15 protein-coding genes and 2 pseudogenes are annotated in these 17060 nt (G+C 56.4%); 2 read left to right on the top strand and 15 right to left on the bottom strand.

Translation table 11 applies throughout. The annotated features are described in order from the left end of the window. Positions 1–3: 3 nt before the first annotated feature. From JCM25354_RS21700 to JCM25354_RS10630, 4 genes and pseudogenes are all read right to left on the bottom strand, one after another. Positions 4–219 (bottom strand): hypothetical protein, encoded by a 216-nt coding sequence (locus JCM25354_RS21700; protein WP_199899943.1) that lies wholly within the window; start codon positions 217–219, stop codon positions 4–6. Positions 220–249: 30 nt separating this feature from the next. Further along, positions 250–1595: pseudogene (dctA, locus tag JCM25354_RS18265) on the bottom strand (C4-dicarboxylate transporter DctA). Between the two features lie 303 nt (positions 1596–1898). Further along, the gene (gene glk, locus JCM25354_RS10635; protein ID WP_025886006.1) at positions 1899–2873 is read right to left on the bottom strand and encodes a glucokinase; all 975 of its coding nucleotides are present in this window, start codon (positions 2871–2873) and stop codon (positions 1899–1901) included. Positions 2874–3000: 127 nt separating this feature from the next. Further along, positions 3001–3807, bottom strand: a complete 807-nt coding sequence (locus tag JCM25354_RS10630; protein ID WP_025886005.1) for an SDR family NAD(P)-dependent oxidoreductase — start codon at positions 3805–3807, stop codon at positions 3001–3003. Positions 3808–4045: 238 nt separating this feature from the next. Here JCM25354_RS10630 and JCM25354_RS10625 point away from each other — a divergent pair, with 238 nt between their 5' ends. Further along, positions 4046–5197: a hypothetical protein gene (locus tag JCM25354_RS10625; protein ID WP_035447478.1), complete on the top strand. Its 1152-nt coding sequence runs from the start codon at positions 4046–4048 to the stop codon at positions 5195–5197. On the opposite strand, the gene thiL is transcribed toward JCM25354_RS10625, so the two are convergent. From thiL to nrdR, 3 genes are read right to left on the bottom strand one after another with little or no spacing between them, the layout of a single operon-like run. Next, positions 5198–6202 carry a thiamine-phosphate kinase gene (thiL, locus tag JCM25354_RS18260; RefSeq protein WP_408734993.1) on the bottom strand — a complete coding sequence of 335 codons (1005 nt, stop codon included), beginning with the start codon at positions 6200–6202 and terminating at the stop codon, positions 5198–5200. Beyond that, positions 6171–6683 carry a transcription antitermination factor NusB gene (gene nusB, locus JCM25354_RS10615; protein WP_025886003.1) on the bottom strand — a complete coding sequence of 171 codons (513 nt, stop codon included), beginning with the start codon at positions 6681–6683 and terminating at the stop codon, positions 6171–6173. Before nusB ends, thiL begins: the two co-directional genes overlap by 32 nt. Next, a complete protein-coding gene (gene nrdR, locus JCM25354_RS10610; RefSeq protein WP_025886002.1) occupies positions 6680–7192 on the bottom strand; it encodes a transcriptional regulator NrdR in 513 nt (170 codons plus the stop codon). The genes nusB and nrdR overlap by 4 nt, the downstream gene beginning before the upstream one ends. Positions 7193–7266: 74 nt before the next feature. On the opposite strand from nrdR, the gene JCM25354_RS10605 reads away from it, so the two are divergent. Then, positions 7267–7749 carry a copper chaperone PCu(A)C gene (locus JCM25354_RS10605; RefSeq protein WP_159103480.1) on the top strand — a complete coding sequence of 161 codons (483 nt, stop codon included), beginning with the start codon at positions 7267–7269 and terminating at the stop codon, positions 7747–7749. Between the two features lie 23 nt (positions 7750–7772). Here the strand turns inward: JCM25354_RS10605 and recQ are convergent, their stop codons facing one another. The 8 genes and pseudogenes from recQ to lpdA all read right to left on the bottom strand — a co-directional run bounded on the left by recQ (position 7773) and on the right by lpdA (position 17058). Further along, positions 7773–9614: a DNA helicase RecQ gene (gene recQ, locus JCM25354_RS10600; protein WP_025886000.1), complete on the bottom strand. Its 1842-nt coding sequence runs from the start codon at positions 9612–9614 to the stop codon at positions 7773–7775. Between the two features lie 29 nt (positions 9615–9643). Further along, positions 9644–10039: an OmpA family protein gene (locus JCM25354_RS10595; protein WP_025885999.1), complete on the bottom strand. Its 396-nt coding sequence runs from the start codon at positions 10037–10039 to the stop codon at positions 9644–9646. A 96-nt stretch (positions 10040–10135) separates the two neighbouring features. Next, on the bottom strand, positions 10136–11776 hold the full coding sequence (gene cydC / locus JCM25354_RS10590; RefSeq protein ID WP_025885998.1) for a thiol reductant ABC exporter subunit CydC: 1641 nt from the start codon (positions 11774–11776) through the stop codon (positions 10136–10138). Positions 11777–11834: 58 nt separating this feature from the next. Next, positions 11835–13540: pseudogene (gene cydD / locus JCM25354_RS18255) on the bottom strand (thiol reductant ABC exporter subunit CydD). Positions 13541–13746: 206 nt separating this feature from the next. Beyond that, positions 13747–14067: a hypothetical protein gene (locus JCM25354_RS10580; protein WP_025885997.1), complete on the bottom strand. Its 321-nt coding sequence runs from the start codon at positions 14065–14067 to the stop codon at positions 13747–13749. A 133-nt stretch (positions 14068–14200) separates the two neighbouring features. Then, on the bottom strand, positions 14201–14662 hold the full coding sequence (locus JCM25354_RS10575; protein WP_025885996.1) for a type II toxin-antitoxin system RatA family toxin: 462 nt from the start codon (positions 14660–14662) through the stop codon (positions 14201–14203). After that, complete coding sequence (lipA, locus tag JCM25354_RS10570) at positions 14663–15646, bottom strand: lipoyl synthase (RefSeq protein WP_408734994.1); 984 nt, start codon at positions 15644–15646, stop codon at positions 14663–14665. 8 nt (positions 15647–15654) lie between these two features. After that, positions 15655–17058 (bottom strand): dihydrolipoyl dehydrogenase, encoded by a 1404-nt coding sequence (gene lpdA, locus JCM25354_RS10565; RefSeq protein WP_025885994.1) that lies wholly within the window; start codon positions 17056–17058, stop codon positions 15655–15657. Between the last annotated feature and the right edge of the window lie 2 nt (positions 17059–17060).

The following is a 17060-nucleotide window of genomic DNA, read 5'->3' as shown; positions in this document are numbered from 1 at the left end:
TCTTCAGCAGCGTGACAGGTTATAACCCGATGTCGTCAGCCCGTCGCCCGCCGCTGGTGCCGGATAGGCACTGACCGCAGGTTCAGCGGGAGCCCGTGTCTGGGATGGCAATTCGGGAGCCGGATTAAGACCCTGCGCATGACCCGACGACCCGCCAGTCATGATGCAGAACGCAAGCATTGCCACCTTCGGCGCGCTGGACCGTTGGACATACCGCATCCAGTTTTCCATCAGATCAGATCCTGCTCTTCACTCGGCCGTCAAGGACGGCGCGCCGGGATCTTCACCATGACCGCTGAGAGCGTATGCTAGGGCTTTACGGTCCAGTACGCCCTCCCATCGGGCCACAACAATGGTCGCCACTGCGTTGCCTATGAAATTTGTCAGGCTTCGGCACTCGCTCATAAAGCGATCGACACCAAGAATCAGACCAATACCGGCAACCGGAATCGTCGGCAGGATTGAAAGCGTAGCGGCCAGGGTGATGAACCCTGCCCCGGTGACACCTGCTGCCCCTTTTGAGGACAACATCGCCATGCCGAGAAGCAGGGCCTGCTGACCAAGACTGAGATGGATGTCATAGGCCTGAGCAATGAACAATGCCGCAAGCGTCATGTAGATATTCGTACCGTCCAGATTGAAAGAATAACCCATCGGCACGACAAGCCCGACGATGCTTTTGGGGCACCCGGCTCGTTCCATTTTGTTCATGAGGCTCGGCAGAGCACTCTCCGACGACGATGTCCCCAGAACCAGAAGCAGTTCACCCCGCAGATAGGCAATCAGGCGCAGTATCGAAAACCCTGCCATCGCCCGACCAGTCCCAGAACGACCACGACGAAAATGATAGCGGTCAGATAGAAAGTGACGATCAGCGTCGCAAGATCAGCAAGGCTACCTGCCCCGTATGTTCCGACCGTATAGGCCATGGCGCCGAAAGCACCGATCGGAGCGGCTTTCATCAGAATAGAGACAATGCGGAACGCAACTGCCGAGACTTCCTCAAGCACGCCATAGATACGCGCGCCTCGCTCACCCATCAGGGCAAGACCAATTCCTGTCAGAATGGCAACAAAAAGCGCCTGAAGAATATTTCCACTCGTAAATGCGGAAACAAAGGTGTCAGGAATGATATTAAGGACAAAATCCACGACATTACTATCGTGCGCCTTACTTATATATTTATCCAGCTTTTCTGCATGATGACCTGCTTCGCCAATCTTCGCATGAATGCCAGATCCGGGACGGATAACGTTTGCAGTTACGAGGCCAACAACCAGCGCCAGAGTTGAAAAGAAAAGAAAATAGCAAAACGTTTTTCCTGCAACGCGGGCCACGGCCCCCAGGTCGCGCATCCCGGCAATGCCAGTCACAATCGTCAGGAAAATCACCGGGGGAATGATCATTTTGACAAGACGGATGAATCCGTCGCCAAAGGGCTGCAAAGCCTGGCCGGTATGGGGTGCGTAGTGGCCAATCAAAGATCCTGCCACAATGGCCAAGATCACCTGGAAATAGGTGTGATAATAAAAGGGCGTGGCTCTGGCTGTCTTGTGTGCAGGATCCACCAAATCAGTGTCCGGAACGATTTTCATATCTGGCCTTTATGTCCATTCACCTGGTGGAGATACCGGATTACATAATTGTAATTTTTTACGGTATAAACAAGGTTTGTGGCTTTGCACAAGTACTCTTGCCCGCTTAACATCAAGACGCGTTCAAAAGAACTATTGTCTCGCCTGACTCTGCCTCACGCAGTTATGAACAACCTGCCAAATAAAAAGAGCCCGACCTATAGCCGGGCTCTTCACACATACTGAATAGCTGTGTTTTCAGAAACTCTCGAATTTTTTTTGTCATATTCCCTTGTTATTAGGATGACACAAAATATTCTGTCCTCAGAGCTCCGGATGCTCGGAGGCGAAAGCGGCCGCAGCCCCGAACAGGCCGGGCTGGGGATGGGTTATAATTTTCACAGGCATATCGCTCATCATGGTCTCAAACCGACCCTTGGCGATAAAACGCTCTGCAAAACCGGAATGCGGCAATCTGTCAGCCACACGCAGTCCAAGCCCGCCCGCAATCACCACCCCTTGCGCGCGATGGGCCAGAGCCAGATCACCTGCAACAGCGCCAAGAGAAAGGAAGAAGCGTTCCAGTGCGGCAGCTGCCATAGAATCCCGCCCCTCCATCGCCATTTCCCACAAGGCCTTGTTGTCACGCATGGTGATAGGCAGCCCCTGCATTTCAGCGATGATTTCATAAAGATTGGTCAGACCGGGACCTGATACAATCCGTTCTGCAGACACACGCCGAAAACGACGGCGCAGGGCACGGAGAATCTTGTCTTCAAATTCATCCAGAGGTGCGAAATCGATGTGGCCGCCCTCAGTCTCTATCACGAAATACTGGCCCTTGCGACGCAAGAGACAAGCAGCCCCGAGCCCGGTCCCCGGACCGACAATTGTTGTCGTTCCTTCACTGGGCAAAGGCCGATCTGGACCGCAGAGATGACGGAGATAACGGTCATCGATCTGGGCCACAGCATGACCGACCGCACCGAAATCATTCACAAGGGTAAAGTCATCCAGATGAAGACGCTCAGCCAGCATGGCTGGCTGGATAACCCAGGGGTTATTCGTCATCTTGAGGGTTTCACCCTGGATGGGACAGGCTATGGCGATGCCAGCATAGCATGGCAGCTCGCGATCGATCGCACGACCGAAAGCTTCCCAGGCAAGAGCAAGGCTTGCATGATCTGCCGTGCGGAGAGTCGTTGCTTCACCAAGCTCGACGACACGCCCCTGATCGACCCTGGCAATCGCAAAACGTGCGTTTGTGCCTCCAATATCGACAGTGACAATATCCTGCATGACATGCTCCATTTCACAGGGGGCAATACCCGAACGAGAGTCAGGTTTGATTGAAAATCCGGCAATTCGTGACGCAGAACTTGCAGGCAATAGGGTCTGCGTCAACACCTGGCATCACAAATATCCCTTACGCAGCGTTCTGTTTGACCCGTGCGAGACGCAACAGACGATGAGCAATTGCCCGCGGTACCAGAAGCGACACCAGCTTGAGCAAAGCAAAGATACCGGGAAAAATTACAACAGCACGTTTCGACGCCGCCGCCTGAGCAATAAGCGCTGCTGCTTTTTCAGCAGAAACAAGAAATGGCCGCGCACCTTCAAGGCGACGGCTCATCGCCGTATCAATATACCCGGGCTCGATCAGCGTTACCCCTACCTGATGGGGTGTCATTGCTGCATGAAGACTGGTGGCAAATCGTGCAAGACCGGCCTTTGAGCTGCTATAGGCGGTGGCAAACGGCAGATCATGATGTGCTGCGACAGACCCGATCAGCACAATACGTCCACAATGTCGCGGCGCCATAACAGAAGCAGCCGCAGTCGCCAGCGTTACCGGCGCGGCATAATTGACCAAGGCGGCCTCTTTGACGCTTTCAATACTCTCAGTCAACGCGCCATAGGGGCGTATATCAGAGACACCTGCATTCAGAATGAGCAGATCGACAGGTTTTCGGGTGTCGTCCTCCCGGAAAAGAGCGATCCCGGCATCGAGATCCGTCAGCGGCAAAGCATGAACGGTAACGGTGCTCCCCTTGGCACTACAGGCAGCAGCAAGCTTTTCAAGTTTTTGCAGATTGCGTCCCCAGAGTGTGAGATGGGTTCCGGAACGCGCATAATGCAGGGCCAACGCCTGACCGAGACCACCTGAGGCCCCCGTGATAAGGGTATGACCAGGAACAAACTCTGGCTTTGCAAACCGTTCTGGACGTGACATTCAACGCGCTTTCGTCAATTAAGATATGTTCCGGTCAAGCCATCAGGTCCAACCGGCCTATTGCAACAGAGAGTTCACCTTGCCGGACGCAGCAGATTCCCGCCAGATTGTCACTGATGTGCTTATCGCTGACCGATCGGTCACCCCTCGTTCTTTCGGTGAGGCAAAAGCGGTCAGGCCGCGGCATGACGCTCCGGTCGCAGCCCGCTCTCCAGATCATGATCATGAAGATGACGGCCTGACAATTCGCCCGGTGACGTCACGGAGGGATCTCAAGCTCTTCATCCGGCTTCCTCGCCTGCTCTACAAGGGGCAGGACGGCTATATGCCACCTCTCGATATGGAGCAGAACGACCTTCTGAATCCGAAACGCAATGGCATCTTCCGCCATGCGTCCGTTCGCTACTTCATGGCCTGGCGCAACGGCATGCCGGTCGGGCGTATTTCAGCTGTCGTGGATGGCAAGGCGCTCGAAGCCTGGGACGAAAAAATCGGCTGGTTCGGCGCACTTGATGCCCTGCCCGAAGCGGAAATCGTCAAGGCGCTTCTGGATACGGCAGAGCTCTGGCTGCGCGATCAGGGCATGAACCGCATGCGTGGTCCTGTCACGTTAGGCTATCATGGTGAATCGGGTCTCATGATACAGGGGCAGACGCAATCGCCCATGATTGGTACCCCATGGCATCCGCCTGAGTTGCATGGCCTCATCGAGGCCCTTGGCTTCGAACCCACACGGGATCTGTTGACATTCAAGCTTGATCTTACTGATGACCTCGATGACCGCCATATCGTTCCCGGTGCGCTCAAACCGGGGCAAGGCAAGCTCGGGGATGTCACAGTATCGCACCTCTCCAAAAGGGAAATTACAGCGCAAGGTGAGGTGCTTCGCTCTCTTTATAATGATGCTTGGGCAGGCACCTATAACTTCGTCCCGCTTCAGTCCTACGAGATGGCGGGGTTGATCGAACAGCTCAAGCTGGTCCTGCGCCCCGAACACTACGTTCAGATCGATCATGCCGGTGAGCCTGCTGCCATGGCACTGGTGGTCCCGAATATCTTTGATATCATACCGGATATCGATGGTACCCCTTCCCTGCTCGGCTGGGCCAGACTCGGAACACGCCTGCTGTCGCATCGCTTCGACTCAGCACGGGTCATTTTGCTCGGTGTTTCACACAAGATGCGCGGTACAGTTCTTGGCGCACTCATGCCCTCACTGGCGATTGATGAGCTGATACGCCGGCGTGCAACGCTTCCCTACAAATCCGTCGAGCTTGGCTGGATTCTTGATACCAACACGCCCATGCTCAATCTTGTGAAGAGACTTGTTCCCGAACCGAACAAGATCCATCGTCTTTATGAAAAGGACATTGATCGGGCCTTGTCCTGATCAACCGGCCGTTCTGACCCGGTCAGGGTCAGAAATGTTGCCAGCCCTTGCGGGAAAGAGACATTTCTCTCCCTCATCATCGAGCAGAGACACGCCCTGTCCGTCACTCACACGCCCTATGGGCGTGACGGCCAGACCAAAGGCTTTTCCGGCCTCCCTGATCTGCACGGTCTTCTCGCAGGGAGCCGTAAACAGAAGTTCGTAATCATCGCCGCCTGTCAGACAGGTCTCAAACCAGGCAACGCCTGCCGCACGGGCATGAGAGGATAGCGGCACGGAACAGGCATTAATCTCGATTTTCACGCCGCTTTCATGGGCCAGATGCCCTGCATCCTGGATCAACCCATCAGATACATCCATGCCGCTGCTTGCAAAATCCGAGAGCGGAAAACCGACACGAGGCTGGGGAATACGATAACGGGCCGCAAGATACCCGTCAGGATCGGTGATCTCGCCCAGAAGAGCCTGCAATCCGAGTGCCGAATCCCCGATTGTCCCCGTTACCCAGAGAGTGTCGCCCGGCTGCGCACCAGAGCGGCTGACCGCCTTCCCGCGTCCCACCTCGCCCAGAACAGTAAGGCTCAGCACAAGCGGACCGCGTGTACCCGTGGTGTCACCTCCGAGCAGCCGCACACCATATTGTGCCTGATCAAGAGCAAGCCCCGTGCTGAAACTGGCAAACCATTGGTCATCAAACGCACTGGGGCGACTGATGTTCAGCAGATAGGCTTTCGGTTCCGCCCCCATCGCTGCACAATCGGAAAGGCTGACACGCAGCAATTTGCGACTGATCGTCTCGGCCGGATCATCAGGCAGGAAATGCACCGCCTCGACAAGCGTATCGGTCGAGAGGACCAGCTGTCTGTCAGGAGACACCTCATACAGCGCTGCGTCGTTGCTCAGTCCAAGCGCTCCTTCGCCAGCAAGCGGCTTGAAGAAACGCTCAATGAAGTCGAATTCGCCGCCGCTCATTTCAGGAAGCGTCGGCTCCGCCCTCTTTCGCACTGTCTTTTCCGGCATCACGGGCCTTGCTGAGCGTGTCAAGCACACCATTCACAAGACGAGCCTCATCACCCGAGAAAAAACCGTGAGCCACATCGAGATATTCGTTGATCACAACGCGTGACGGAATATCCTCCCCCAGCTCCCACACCCCTGCGCGCAGAAGCGCACGCAGCACTGGGTCAAGACGCGATAGCGGCCAGTTGGTCGGCAGAGCGCCCAAAAGAGCCTGATCAATGCGATCCTGGGCAAGAGTCGTCCCTTTGACGATAAGGCCAAAGAGACGGAAGTCGGCGTCAGGAACATACCCTTCCTCAAAACCGTCGCCCACGCTGCCCCCAAGACGATGACGCTGAAACTGATTGATGACCGTTTCGGCGTTTTCACCACCCTGTTCGCACTGGAACAACGCCTGAACGGCCGCAACGCGTGCGACAGTGCGCGAGCGCTTGGGCGGGTTCTTGGTCTGGGCTTCGTCGGTCATTTTCCTGCTTCCTTGTCTTTCTCGCGCTCGCCAATAGCGGGAAGGAGACCTCCCTCCTCGCCTGGACGCATATCCGTCAGGAGCTTCGAGAAAGCTTCTACTTCGCGAAAATCGCGATATACACTTGCAAAGCGCACATAAGCGACACCATCGATGCTGCGCAATGCATCCATGGCCAATTCGCCGATACGCGACGAAGAAATTTCTGCCTCACCCGAAGCTTCGAGCTGTCTTACCAGCCCGTTCACAATACGCTCCTGTCTTTCTTCCTCAACCGGGCGCTTGCGCAGCGCAATACGGATCGATCGCGCCAGCTTGTCCCTGTCGAAAGGCACGCGTCGGCCATCCATCTTGGTCACCACAAGTTCACGCAATTGCACACGTTCAATTGTCGTAAAACGCTGGGCACAACCCGCACAGACACGACGGCGGCGTATTGCCGCACCATCATCTGTCGAACGACTATCCTTGACCTGCGTATCTTCATGGCCGCAGAACGGACAATTCATGAGAGTTTCCCCCTGATGGGCAGATAATGGTGCGAACCCGGCCCTGCGGACCGGGGGCAGAAAGGAGCGTATTGGTGAGAAGAGTGCAAGCTATTCTGGCATCACTCGTGTCGGTTTGCATGACAGGAGCAGTAATTGCCCCGTCTGCCGGACACGCCCAGACCGACGACAACAATCTGCCGGGGCAGAAAAATGCCAATCGCGACATTACGATTGAGGGCTGGATGCGTCGCGCCCCTCATTACCCGGGCCTGGCAGCCGCGTACTTCACCATCGTCAATAAAAGTCATGAGGCGCATCTGATTTCAGGAGTAACCTCACCCGACTGCGCTGATATCGACGCCTTTCATAGCGAACAGGAAGTCACGAGTCATACGGCGAGTCTCTTCTCACATTTCACCATACCCGGTGACATGACGATGGTCTTTCCCGAAGGGGGCTACCATCTGATCTGCCGCAATTTTCCGGATACGATCAAGGTGGGTGACACTGTTCCCATGACATTCAGATATCTTGGCGGCAGCTCGACAACCGTCAATTTCAAACTCAAGGAATAGGACCGGTCTGACTGGCTACTGCGTCAGGACTCCTCGAGAGCGGCGATCACGGCATCGCCATAGCGTTTGAGTTTCGACGCACCGACGCCCTTGATAACCGAGAGCTCTTCGACACTCTCCGGATTCTCACGGGCGATCTCGGTCAGCACGGCATCATGAAAAATGACGTAGGGCGGAATCTCCTGCTCCCGCGCCTCGTCGCGTCTCCAGCGACGCAAGGCCTCGAAACGATGGCGCTCGTGTTCGTCCAGCGTATCGACCAGCGTCGTCGCTGACGGAGCTCTTGCTGAGCCTGTTGACGGCTTGAGAGGATCCATGCGCAGACGCAGACTTTCCTCACCACGAAGAATGGGACGGGCAGCCTCGACATCGAGTCCCAACGCACCATGCTCACCGCTCATCCTGATCGCTCCTCGTGCAATCAACTGACGGATCACACCACGCCACCATTGCTCGGAATGCTCCTTGCCGACACCGAATACGGTAAGATGCTGATGGGCATGGCGTTCAATGGCTTCGGTCAGCTTGCCACGCAGAACAGTTGTAAGGTGAACCGCACCAAAGCGCTGACCGGTCCGGTAGATGGCGGACAATACTTTCTGTGCGGCTTCAGTACCGTCGAAAGTCTGGGCCGGGTTACGGCAATTGTCACAATGACCGCATGGGGCAGAGAGCGCTTCACCAAAACAGGCCAGAAGCGCCTGGGTACGACAGCCAACTGTTTCGGTCAGGGCAATCATGCTTTCAAGACGCGCCTGCATCACGCGCTTTTCGGTGTCAGGTGCACTTGACTGTTCCAGCCAGTGGCGCGCGCGCGCCATGTCCTCACCGCCATACAGCAGCAGCGTATCTGCAGGTTCACCGTCACGTCCGGCCCGACCGATCTGCTGATAATAGGCTTCGGGCGAGGCTGGCATATCGAGATGGACGACGCAGCGCACATCGGGGCGATCGATGCCCATACCGAAAGCGACTGTTGCAACAATCACCATTGGCTCGCCGCTTCTGAAGCGCATGAGCGTGGCATGTTTTTCCTGGGAAGACAGCCCTGCATGATAAGACAGGGCATTGAAACCACGCTCCCTCAGGCTCCTGGCCATGCGTTCGGTACGGCTCCGGCTGCCGCAATAGACGATCGAGGCCTCCTCACGATGGGGCGCGAGCGCCTCCTGCACCTGTCTGGTTTCGGACCCCTTCGGTGAAGCTGCAAGAAACAGGTTTGGACGATGAAAACTTGATGTCAGACGTTTTGCATCGGGCATACCCAGAGCAAGCAGGATATCATCCTGCGTGCGCGAATCTGCGGTTGCAGTCAGCGCAATCCGGGGGACGCCGGGGAAAATGCTCGGCAGATCGGCCAGAGAACGATATTCCGGCCTGAATTCATGCCCCCATGCCGAAACGCAATGGGCTTCGTCGATGGCCAGAACAGAGACAGGATTACGCGCCAGCCAGCGCGCTGTGCCGGGCGAGACAAGACGCTCGGGTGAAATATATAGCAGATCAATACGCGCTTCACGCAGATCAGCGCGTGTCTGGTCCAGGCGGTCCGGAGCAACTTCGGAATGAAGTGCAGCGGCATTGACGCCGAGCTGGCGCAGGGCTGCAACCTGGTCATCCATCAACGCAATCAGCGGCGAGATAACAATCCCCATACCGGGCCTGCACAATGCAGGCACCTGGTAGCAGAGACTTTTGCCACCGCCCGTTGGCATGATCACGAGCACGTCTTCACCGCCCATGACCGTATTGATGACTTCCTCCTGCTGCCCCCTGAAAGCGGTAAAGCCGAAAACGCGGTGTAACACCGCGTCAGGAGTTTCGCAGGTTTCCTTAGTCAGGGAAGAGAGATCAGTATCGGTCAAAGAGCGCTGCGAACCATCGGATTGACGCTTCAGGGCGTCGAGGGATCGACTTCAATCGTCACCAGTCGTGAAGCAATACTTGCATCTTCGTTATTCTTGGGAGGATGCGCGATCTGAGTGATCTGGGCGTCACCAACACCAGCCTTGGTCAGCGCTGCCGCCACAATTTTGGCACGTTCGACAGACAGCATCTCATCGGTAGAAAGATTGCCATGAGCACCGGCGTGCCCAATCACCTCGACCGTCTTGGCATGATTATTGCGCGCCTCAGCAGCCGCCTTGTCGATAATCCCCTGCGCCGTCGGCGAGATTGCCGTCGATGCGGGCTCGAAAAAGACCGGGTAGCGGTCACGATCAGAGCCGTTTGTACAGGCACCAAGCCCTGCAAGGGCGCAGACCGACAACATCACAGGCAGACGACGCATCTTTTATTTCCTTTTCGAATCGCCGTGACATCCACGGAGCTGTAGCTCTGTCACTGCCGTGTGACTGTTCTTGCGTCAAGCAAAGCCCTTACGCCCTCAGAGAGGCAAAGGATGCAATTCTCCGTTTTCCAGTCGCCAGGCACGATCGAGACTCTCGATACCAGTCAGGCGATGCGCAATCAGAATGACTGTGCGGCCCTGCATGGTGCGACCCAGAGTTTCGAGAAAGGATCGTTCGGTGGCTGAATCCAGACCGCTTGCCGGCTCGTCCAGAATAACAATGGGGGTTTCCTGCAGCAGTGTACGCGCCAGAGCGATACGGCGCCCCTGCCCGCCCGATAGTCGGGCCCCTCCTTCGCCGACCCAGCTATCGAGACCATCTGGAAGAGCCTGAACGGTTTCAGCTATTTCGGCCCGCTCCAGTGCCTCCCAGAGACGGGACTCCGGAATATTTTCCTGCCCAAGCAGCAGATTGTTCCGGATTGTATCGCTGAAAAGATGCGTTGCCTGCGAAAGCCACCCGATGCGCGCACGAAGACTATCCGTATCAAGCGTTGAAATGGAATGACCACCAAAGAGGATATCTCCGCTCTCCGGTACTGCGACCTTGAGCAGCAACGCCGCGAGACTGGATTTTCCTGCGCCTGAAGGGCCAATAAGCGCCACATGCTCGCCAGCATGAACGGTCATGTTCAGACGATGCAAGACAGCGGCACGCGCGCTCTCCCAGCGAAAGGTTACATCCCGCAAAACAATATCGCCTGCCTCCGGCGCGGCACAGCCTGCTGCACCAGACGACTGATCCTGGTCGGCCACACCGACCACACGGCGGGCAGCCTGTCCGACCTGACTGGCAAGCACACTTGTTCGCGCCAGGGTTCCAACTGATTCAAAAACTGTACCCGTCAGAAAAACGAGAGCCACGCCAGACAGAAAGCTGAGACTAAAACCGGCAATCCCTGTAAGGGCAAGCAGCACCAGTACGAGTGCGGCCTGACCGCAGAGATAGGACATGGCCCCAGCTCCGGCCATTGCACGCGCCTGCACCAGCTGAGCCTGGTGCAGACGTGACTCTTCGCTGATTATCCGTTCGGCAAGACGGGCTTCGCCGGAAAAGGCACGTGCCTCACGCAATCCAGTCGCAAGATCCAGTGCCGCCACACGCAGTGAGGCTTCGGCATGCAGGATCGCGCCGCTACGACGCGAAGCCATACGCGCAGCAGCCAACGGAACAATACAGGCAGCGAGCAGGAAGAGTACGCCTAAGATCATGCCCAGACGCCAGTCTTCGTAACCTGCAACAAGGGCAAGTACGGGCAACGATATCAGAATGCCCAGTACAGGCATCGCAATACGCAGATAGAGATTATCCAGCATCTCGACGTCGCCGACCAGACGGTTCATCAGGTCGCCAGCACGCCGAAAACCAAGACCAGCCGCAGCGCCCTTCGCCAGATGGCGAAAGAACCAGACACGCAGGGCTGCCAGAGCCCTGAACATGGCATCATGGGCAAAAAGCCGCTCTGCATAGCGCAGGACAATACGCGCCGCACCAAAACCACGTAACAGACCGAAAGCCAGGCCGGTACCAAGTGCAAGTGCTGACACACCAACACCAGCATTCCACATCAACGCAAGACCACTCAGCAGAGCCAGTGCAGAAAGCAGAAGGCCGGTAGCAAGTCGCACATAGAACGGACGCCAGACGCCCAGAATACGTCCCAGAGCCAATGTCACACCGGGCTCTGCCTGCTGAGACTGCCCGTCATTCCCGGATTTCGGTTCGGAGCAAGACTCATGACTGAGCCTCCTGCAATGATGCCCTGCCCAGTTGAAGATATCTGGTACCAAGTGCCTTCATGGCTGCGGAATGAGAACTGAGAATAACTGTCCGCCCCTCTGCCAGTCGCTTCAGTGCTTCTATGATCCCGTTTTCGGTCTGGGGATCGAGATGAGCCGTTGGCTCATCAAGCAGGAGAAGCGGCGCATCCTTGAGATAGGCGCGAGCAATAGCACTCGCTGTGCCTGGCCACCCGAGAGACCAAAGCCCCCCTCTCCAATCTGCGTATCGAGGCCCAGAGGGAGATCCTTGAGAAAATCGTCGATAGAGGCAGCTGCGATAACGTTATCAAGTGTTTCCTTATCCGCATCCGGACGGGCAAAAAGAAGATTATCACGCAGTGTTCCCGCGAACAGCACCGGTTTCTGACCTATCCAGGCAAGATGCCGGGCGATATCCCGACCACGCATCGTCGCGATATCCTGTTCATTGAACAGGATACGTCCCGAGCTGGGTCTGACGAAGCCGAGAAGCAACTCGATAAGGGTCGATTTTCCGGACCCTGAAGGGCCGTCAAGCACGAGTACCTCACCCGGCCCTACCGAGAAATCAAGATCCTCGAAGATCCAGGGCGCCGTATCATTCCAGCGATAGGAGAGAGACCGGGCCTCGATGGTTGCGACAGGGTCAATCTGCTCAGGCGTTTCTGACGTTTCCTCTCCCGCTCTCTGTTCACCATCGCCGATATTTCCCATGGCTTCGGCGGCACCTGCAGCATGAGCGCGGTCCTGATATGCCAGAGCCAATCCCCTGAACGGGGCAAAAAATTCAGGTACCAGGAAAAGTGCGAACAAGGTCTCGGTGAAATGAGGTGCAGGATAGATGTTGGGCATCGAAAATGCATCGAGATGTACAAAATGTCCCTGCGTCAGAACGACAAGAATAATCGCAGCCACCATGGCCATATCGATTGCTGCAGAGGAAAAAAACGCGATACGCAGAATTTTCATCGTGCGTCGACGCAGGTCATCGGCAGCAGACGAAAGCGCCTGCGCCTCGCGGTCGGTTGCGTTCGAGAGCACAATTGTTGCAATGCCCCGGATCCGATCAAGAAAACGCGCCTGCAGCCTGACCATCGCCAGAAACTGGTTACGTGAGGCGAGCGCTGCCCCGATCCCGAACACAGCCTGAGCGACCGGCACCAACATACCGCAAACGGCGAGGATGAGTGCTGAACGCGGGTTGACCACGAAAACGGCAACCAGCACGACGAGCGGAAAGAGCATCCATGTCATGGATGCAGGAAGCCAGCGCGCGAAATACCCATCCAGCACTTCAATACGATCGACCAGCAAAGCCGCTATTTCGGCGGAATGCTGTCGACGCAGCAAGGCGGGTCCAATCCCGATAACCGTATCCAGAACCGAACGACGCAGACGTTCGCGTGCCACGATCCCCGCGCGTGCGGCCAGACTTTCCTGAAAATACAGGCAAAGCGCCCGACAAAAGGCGAGAGCGGCAAATTCAGCGATCAGTCCCAGAACCTGCAGGCCGCGTGTTTGCAATAACGAGCCAATAACAGAGGCGAGACACCATGCCTGGGCAATGCCGATCAACGTGCCAAGACACCCCAACATGACGACAGGCAGGACTGCACGTCTGGCCGGACCGGATTGTTGCCGGACCCAGGCCCGTACCAGTTTCTTATCTACACCGCTCATAACCGGGGGATATAGGTAATCCGGGCAGGAAACGGTAGGGACTCACGCGTGAGATTGCAGAACATTTAGTCAGCTACGCGTGGAAAAAGAAAGCATCAGGCCGAAAACAAAAAACCCCGCCGCATTGCGACGAGGTTTTTCTGAAATCTTCAGTTCAGGCAGGAAACAGAGACCAGAGGAATCTGTCCCTTCCGGATCGTGATTTCTTACTGCCCTGCAGGTGCAGGCATCGAAGAAGCCGGCATCTTCATGGAAGGGTCCATCGGCATGGGAGCCGGAACCGGAGCCGTTGCATTTGCAGCTGGTGCCGCAGCCGGAGAAGATGCCGGAACCGGCGTCTGTGCCTGCTGCAGGCTGCGTGCGTTCAGGTCTTCAGTCGCGTCAGAGCCCTTGGCCGCTTTGGAACCCTTCTTGTGCATTTCGCTCTTGCTTGCATGAGACTTGTGCGAAGCATGCTTGGCAAAAGCCGGGGTCGCAACAACAAAGGTGGCGGCCGTCAGCGTGGCACACAGTTTGGCAAATTTCATGTTTCTTCCTTCCGATAATCCCGGTTCTGAAAGCCCCTGCAAGGCATTTGCTCCATGCAGGATTCTTTTTTGACCAGGAGAGAACGTAACGAAGACGTTGCAGTTGCGGAAGCTCAAAAAAACGACCGCGTGATCACTCTCGAATTACCGCACCAGGCTGAGTAGAGACCCCGTAGATATCACGTGCTCTCTTTATGAATGCCGAGACCATCAGTCGCACGCCTTCGTTGAAGACCACACCAATCGCATTTTGCAACAGACGTGACCGGAACTCGAAATCAACAAAGAAATCGACCAGACAGCCACGGGGATCAGGGGTAAATGTCCAGACATTGTTCAGATAGCGGAATGGTCCTTTCTCATACCGGACCCTGATACGATCTGGACGTTCCAGCGCAACCCGACTGGTAAATGTTTCGCGAAAAGGACCAAAACCCACTGTCAGATCCGCGACCAGCTCCTGGTCTGTTTGTGATTTGATAGTCGCCTTGACACACCAGGGCAGAAATTGCGGATAGGCCCCCACATCGGCCACGAGATCAAAAAGCTGCTCAGGAGTATAAGCGATCAGCCGTTGTTCAGCATGGGTGGGCATTCACTGATTCTCCGACTGAAGCGGGGTTTGCTTCAATCTGTTCTGCCGTGCCTCTCTGAGCGCAGCGAAGTCAGAATCAGCATGATAGGAAGAACGGGTAAGCGGGCTCGCGCTCACCTGCAGAAAGCCCTTCGCACGAGCCAGTCGGGCATATTCATCAAATTCGTCAGGTGTAACAAATCTGGCAACACCGGCGTGTTTGGGTGTTGGCTGCAAATATTGCCCCATCGTGATGAAATCGACATCAGCAATGCGAAAATCATCCATCACCTGCGCTACCTCCATCTTTTCTTCGCCAAGTCCAAGCATGAGGCCTGATTTGGTGAAGATGGACGCGTCGAATGCCTTCACATCATCCAGTAGCCGGACGGACTGAAAATAACGCGCGCCTGGGCGGATAGACGGATAAAGACGGGGAACAGTTTCAATATTATGATTGAATACGTCGGGTCTCGCCTTCACCACCACTTCCAGTGCGCCAGGCTTGCGCAGGAAATCCGGCGTCAGGATCTCGATTGTGGTGGCAGGAGAGGCGTTACGTATGGCTGTAATAGTATGGGCAAAATGCAAAGCACCTCCATCGGCCAGATCGTCACGATCAACAGACGTGACGACGACATGACGGAGCCCAAGCTTGGCAACAGCTTCGGCGACACGCTGGGGTTCATCATGATCCAGCACATGAGGCATGCCTGTTGTGACATTGCAGAACGCACAGGCGCGTGTGCAGATTTCACCCATGATCATCATGGTTGCATGACGCTGGGACCAGCATTCCCCAATATTCGGACAGGCCGCTTCCTCACAGACCGTTACCAGCCTGTTGTCACGCATCAGTTTGCGTGTCTCCTGATAGACCGGGCTATTTGGTGCCCTCACCCGGATCCAGTCAGGCTTGCGCTGGACCGGGTTGTCAGGCCGGTTGGCCTTTTCAGGGTGACGGAGTGACGTCGGCTTCCGATGATCGATGGTGATGCGCTGCATGGTCATGACTAGAAGTGGAGCGCCCCACCCCAGGCTGCAAGGACCGATTCATGCATTGTCTCCGAAATGGTCGGATGCGGGAAAACGGTTTCCTTCAGTTCTGCCTCCGTCAGCTCGGACGTGCGCGCAATCACATAGCCCTGGATCATTTCCGTCACCTCGGCGCCGATCATATGCGCGCCGAGCAACTCGCCGGTTTCGGCGTCGAAAATGGTCTTGGTCAGGCCATCGGGCTCGCCCATGGCCAGTGCCTTGCCGTTTGCCATGAACGGGAAGCGTCCGATCTTGAGCTTGCGCCCTGTCGCTTTCGCCTTTTCTTCCGTCAGCCCGACAGACGCCACTTGCGGACGGCTATAGGTACAGCCCGGAATGTTGAGGGGATGAAGCGGCTCGGGATCATGGCCGGCGATCTTCTCGACGCAGATCACGCCCTCATGGCTCGCCTTATGCGCCAGCCAGGGGGCACCCGCCACGTCACCGATAGCCCAGAGTCCCGGCTCACCCGTGCGGCAGAACTCATCGACGATGATATGCGTCTTGTCGATTTTCACCTTGGTCTTTTCCAGACCGAGATCTTCGACATTGCCAACGATACCGACAGCGAGAATGACCTTATCGACCACGAGATCATACGTGCCAGAGACCGTAACGATCTGGGTGGAGACCGTGCCGTCCTTCTTGTTCAACGGGCCGACCTTGGCCCCGGTCAGCACCTTGATTCCCTGCTTTTCGAAGGATTTCTGCGCCATGGCGCTGATCTCGGCGTCTTCGGCGATCATGATGCGGTCGGCGACTTCGGCAATGGTCACTTCCGCGCCCATATTGCGATAGAAAGACGCAAATTCCACACCGATCGCCCCGGAACCGATGACAAGCAGACGCTTGGGCAGTTCCTTGGGCACCATCGCTTCGCGATAGGTCCAGACCAGCTCGCCATCGGGCTCAAGCCCGGGGAAATGACGGGCGCGGGCGCCTGTCGCCAGAATGACATCGGGGGCCGCAATGCGCGTCAGTTCCGCGCCATCCTTGGTGACCGACACCACATGGGCGTTTCCGTCACGCCCGGCCAGTTTGGCTCGGCCATCATAAACCTTGACCTTGGCTTTCTTGAGCAGGCCAGACACGCCGCGTGAAAGCTGACGCGAGACTGCACGCGAACGGGCAACGACCTTTTCGAGATCGAAGCTCACTTTCTCGGCACTGAAACCGAACTCGGCCAGATTATGCAGCTGGTGGTTCAGTTCGGAAGCGCGCAAGAGCGCCTTGGTCGGGATGCAGCCCCAGTTGAGGCAGATACCGCCCAGATGAGTGCTTTCGACAACGGCAACATTCTTGCCGAGCTGTGCGGCACGCAGGGCGGCGACATACCCGCCCGGACCGCCGCCAACGACGATCAGATCGAATTTGTCCATGG

Origin of the sequence: Asaia prunellae JCM 25354 (assembly GCF_000613885.1) — a bacterium.
In the GTDB taxonomy this organism is placed as follows: Bacteria; Pseudomonadota; Alphaproteobacteria; order Acetobacterales; family Acetobacteraceae; genus Asaia; species Asaia prunellae.
The sequence above is the reverse complement of the archived record's forward strand: the minus strand, read 5'-3'. Positions and strand labels throughout refer to the sequence as shown.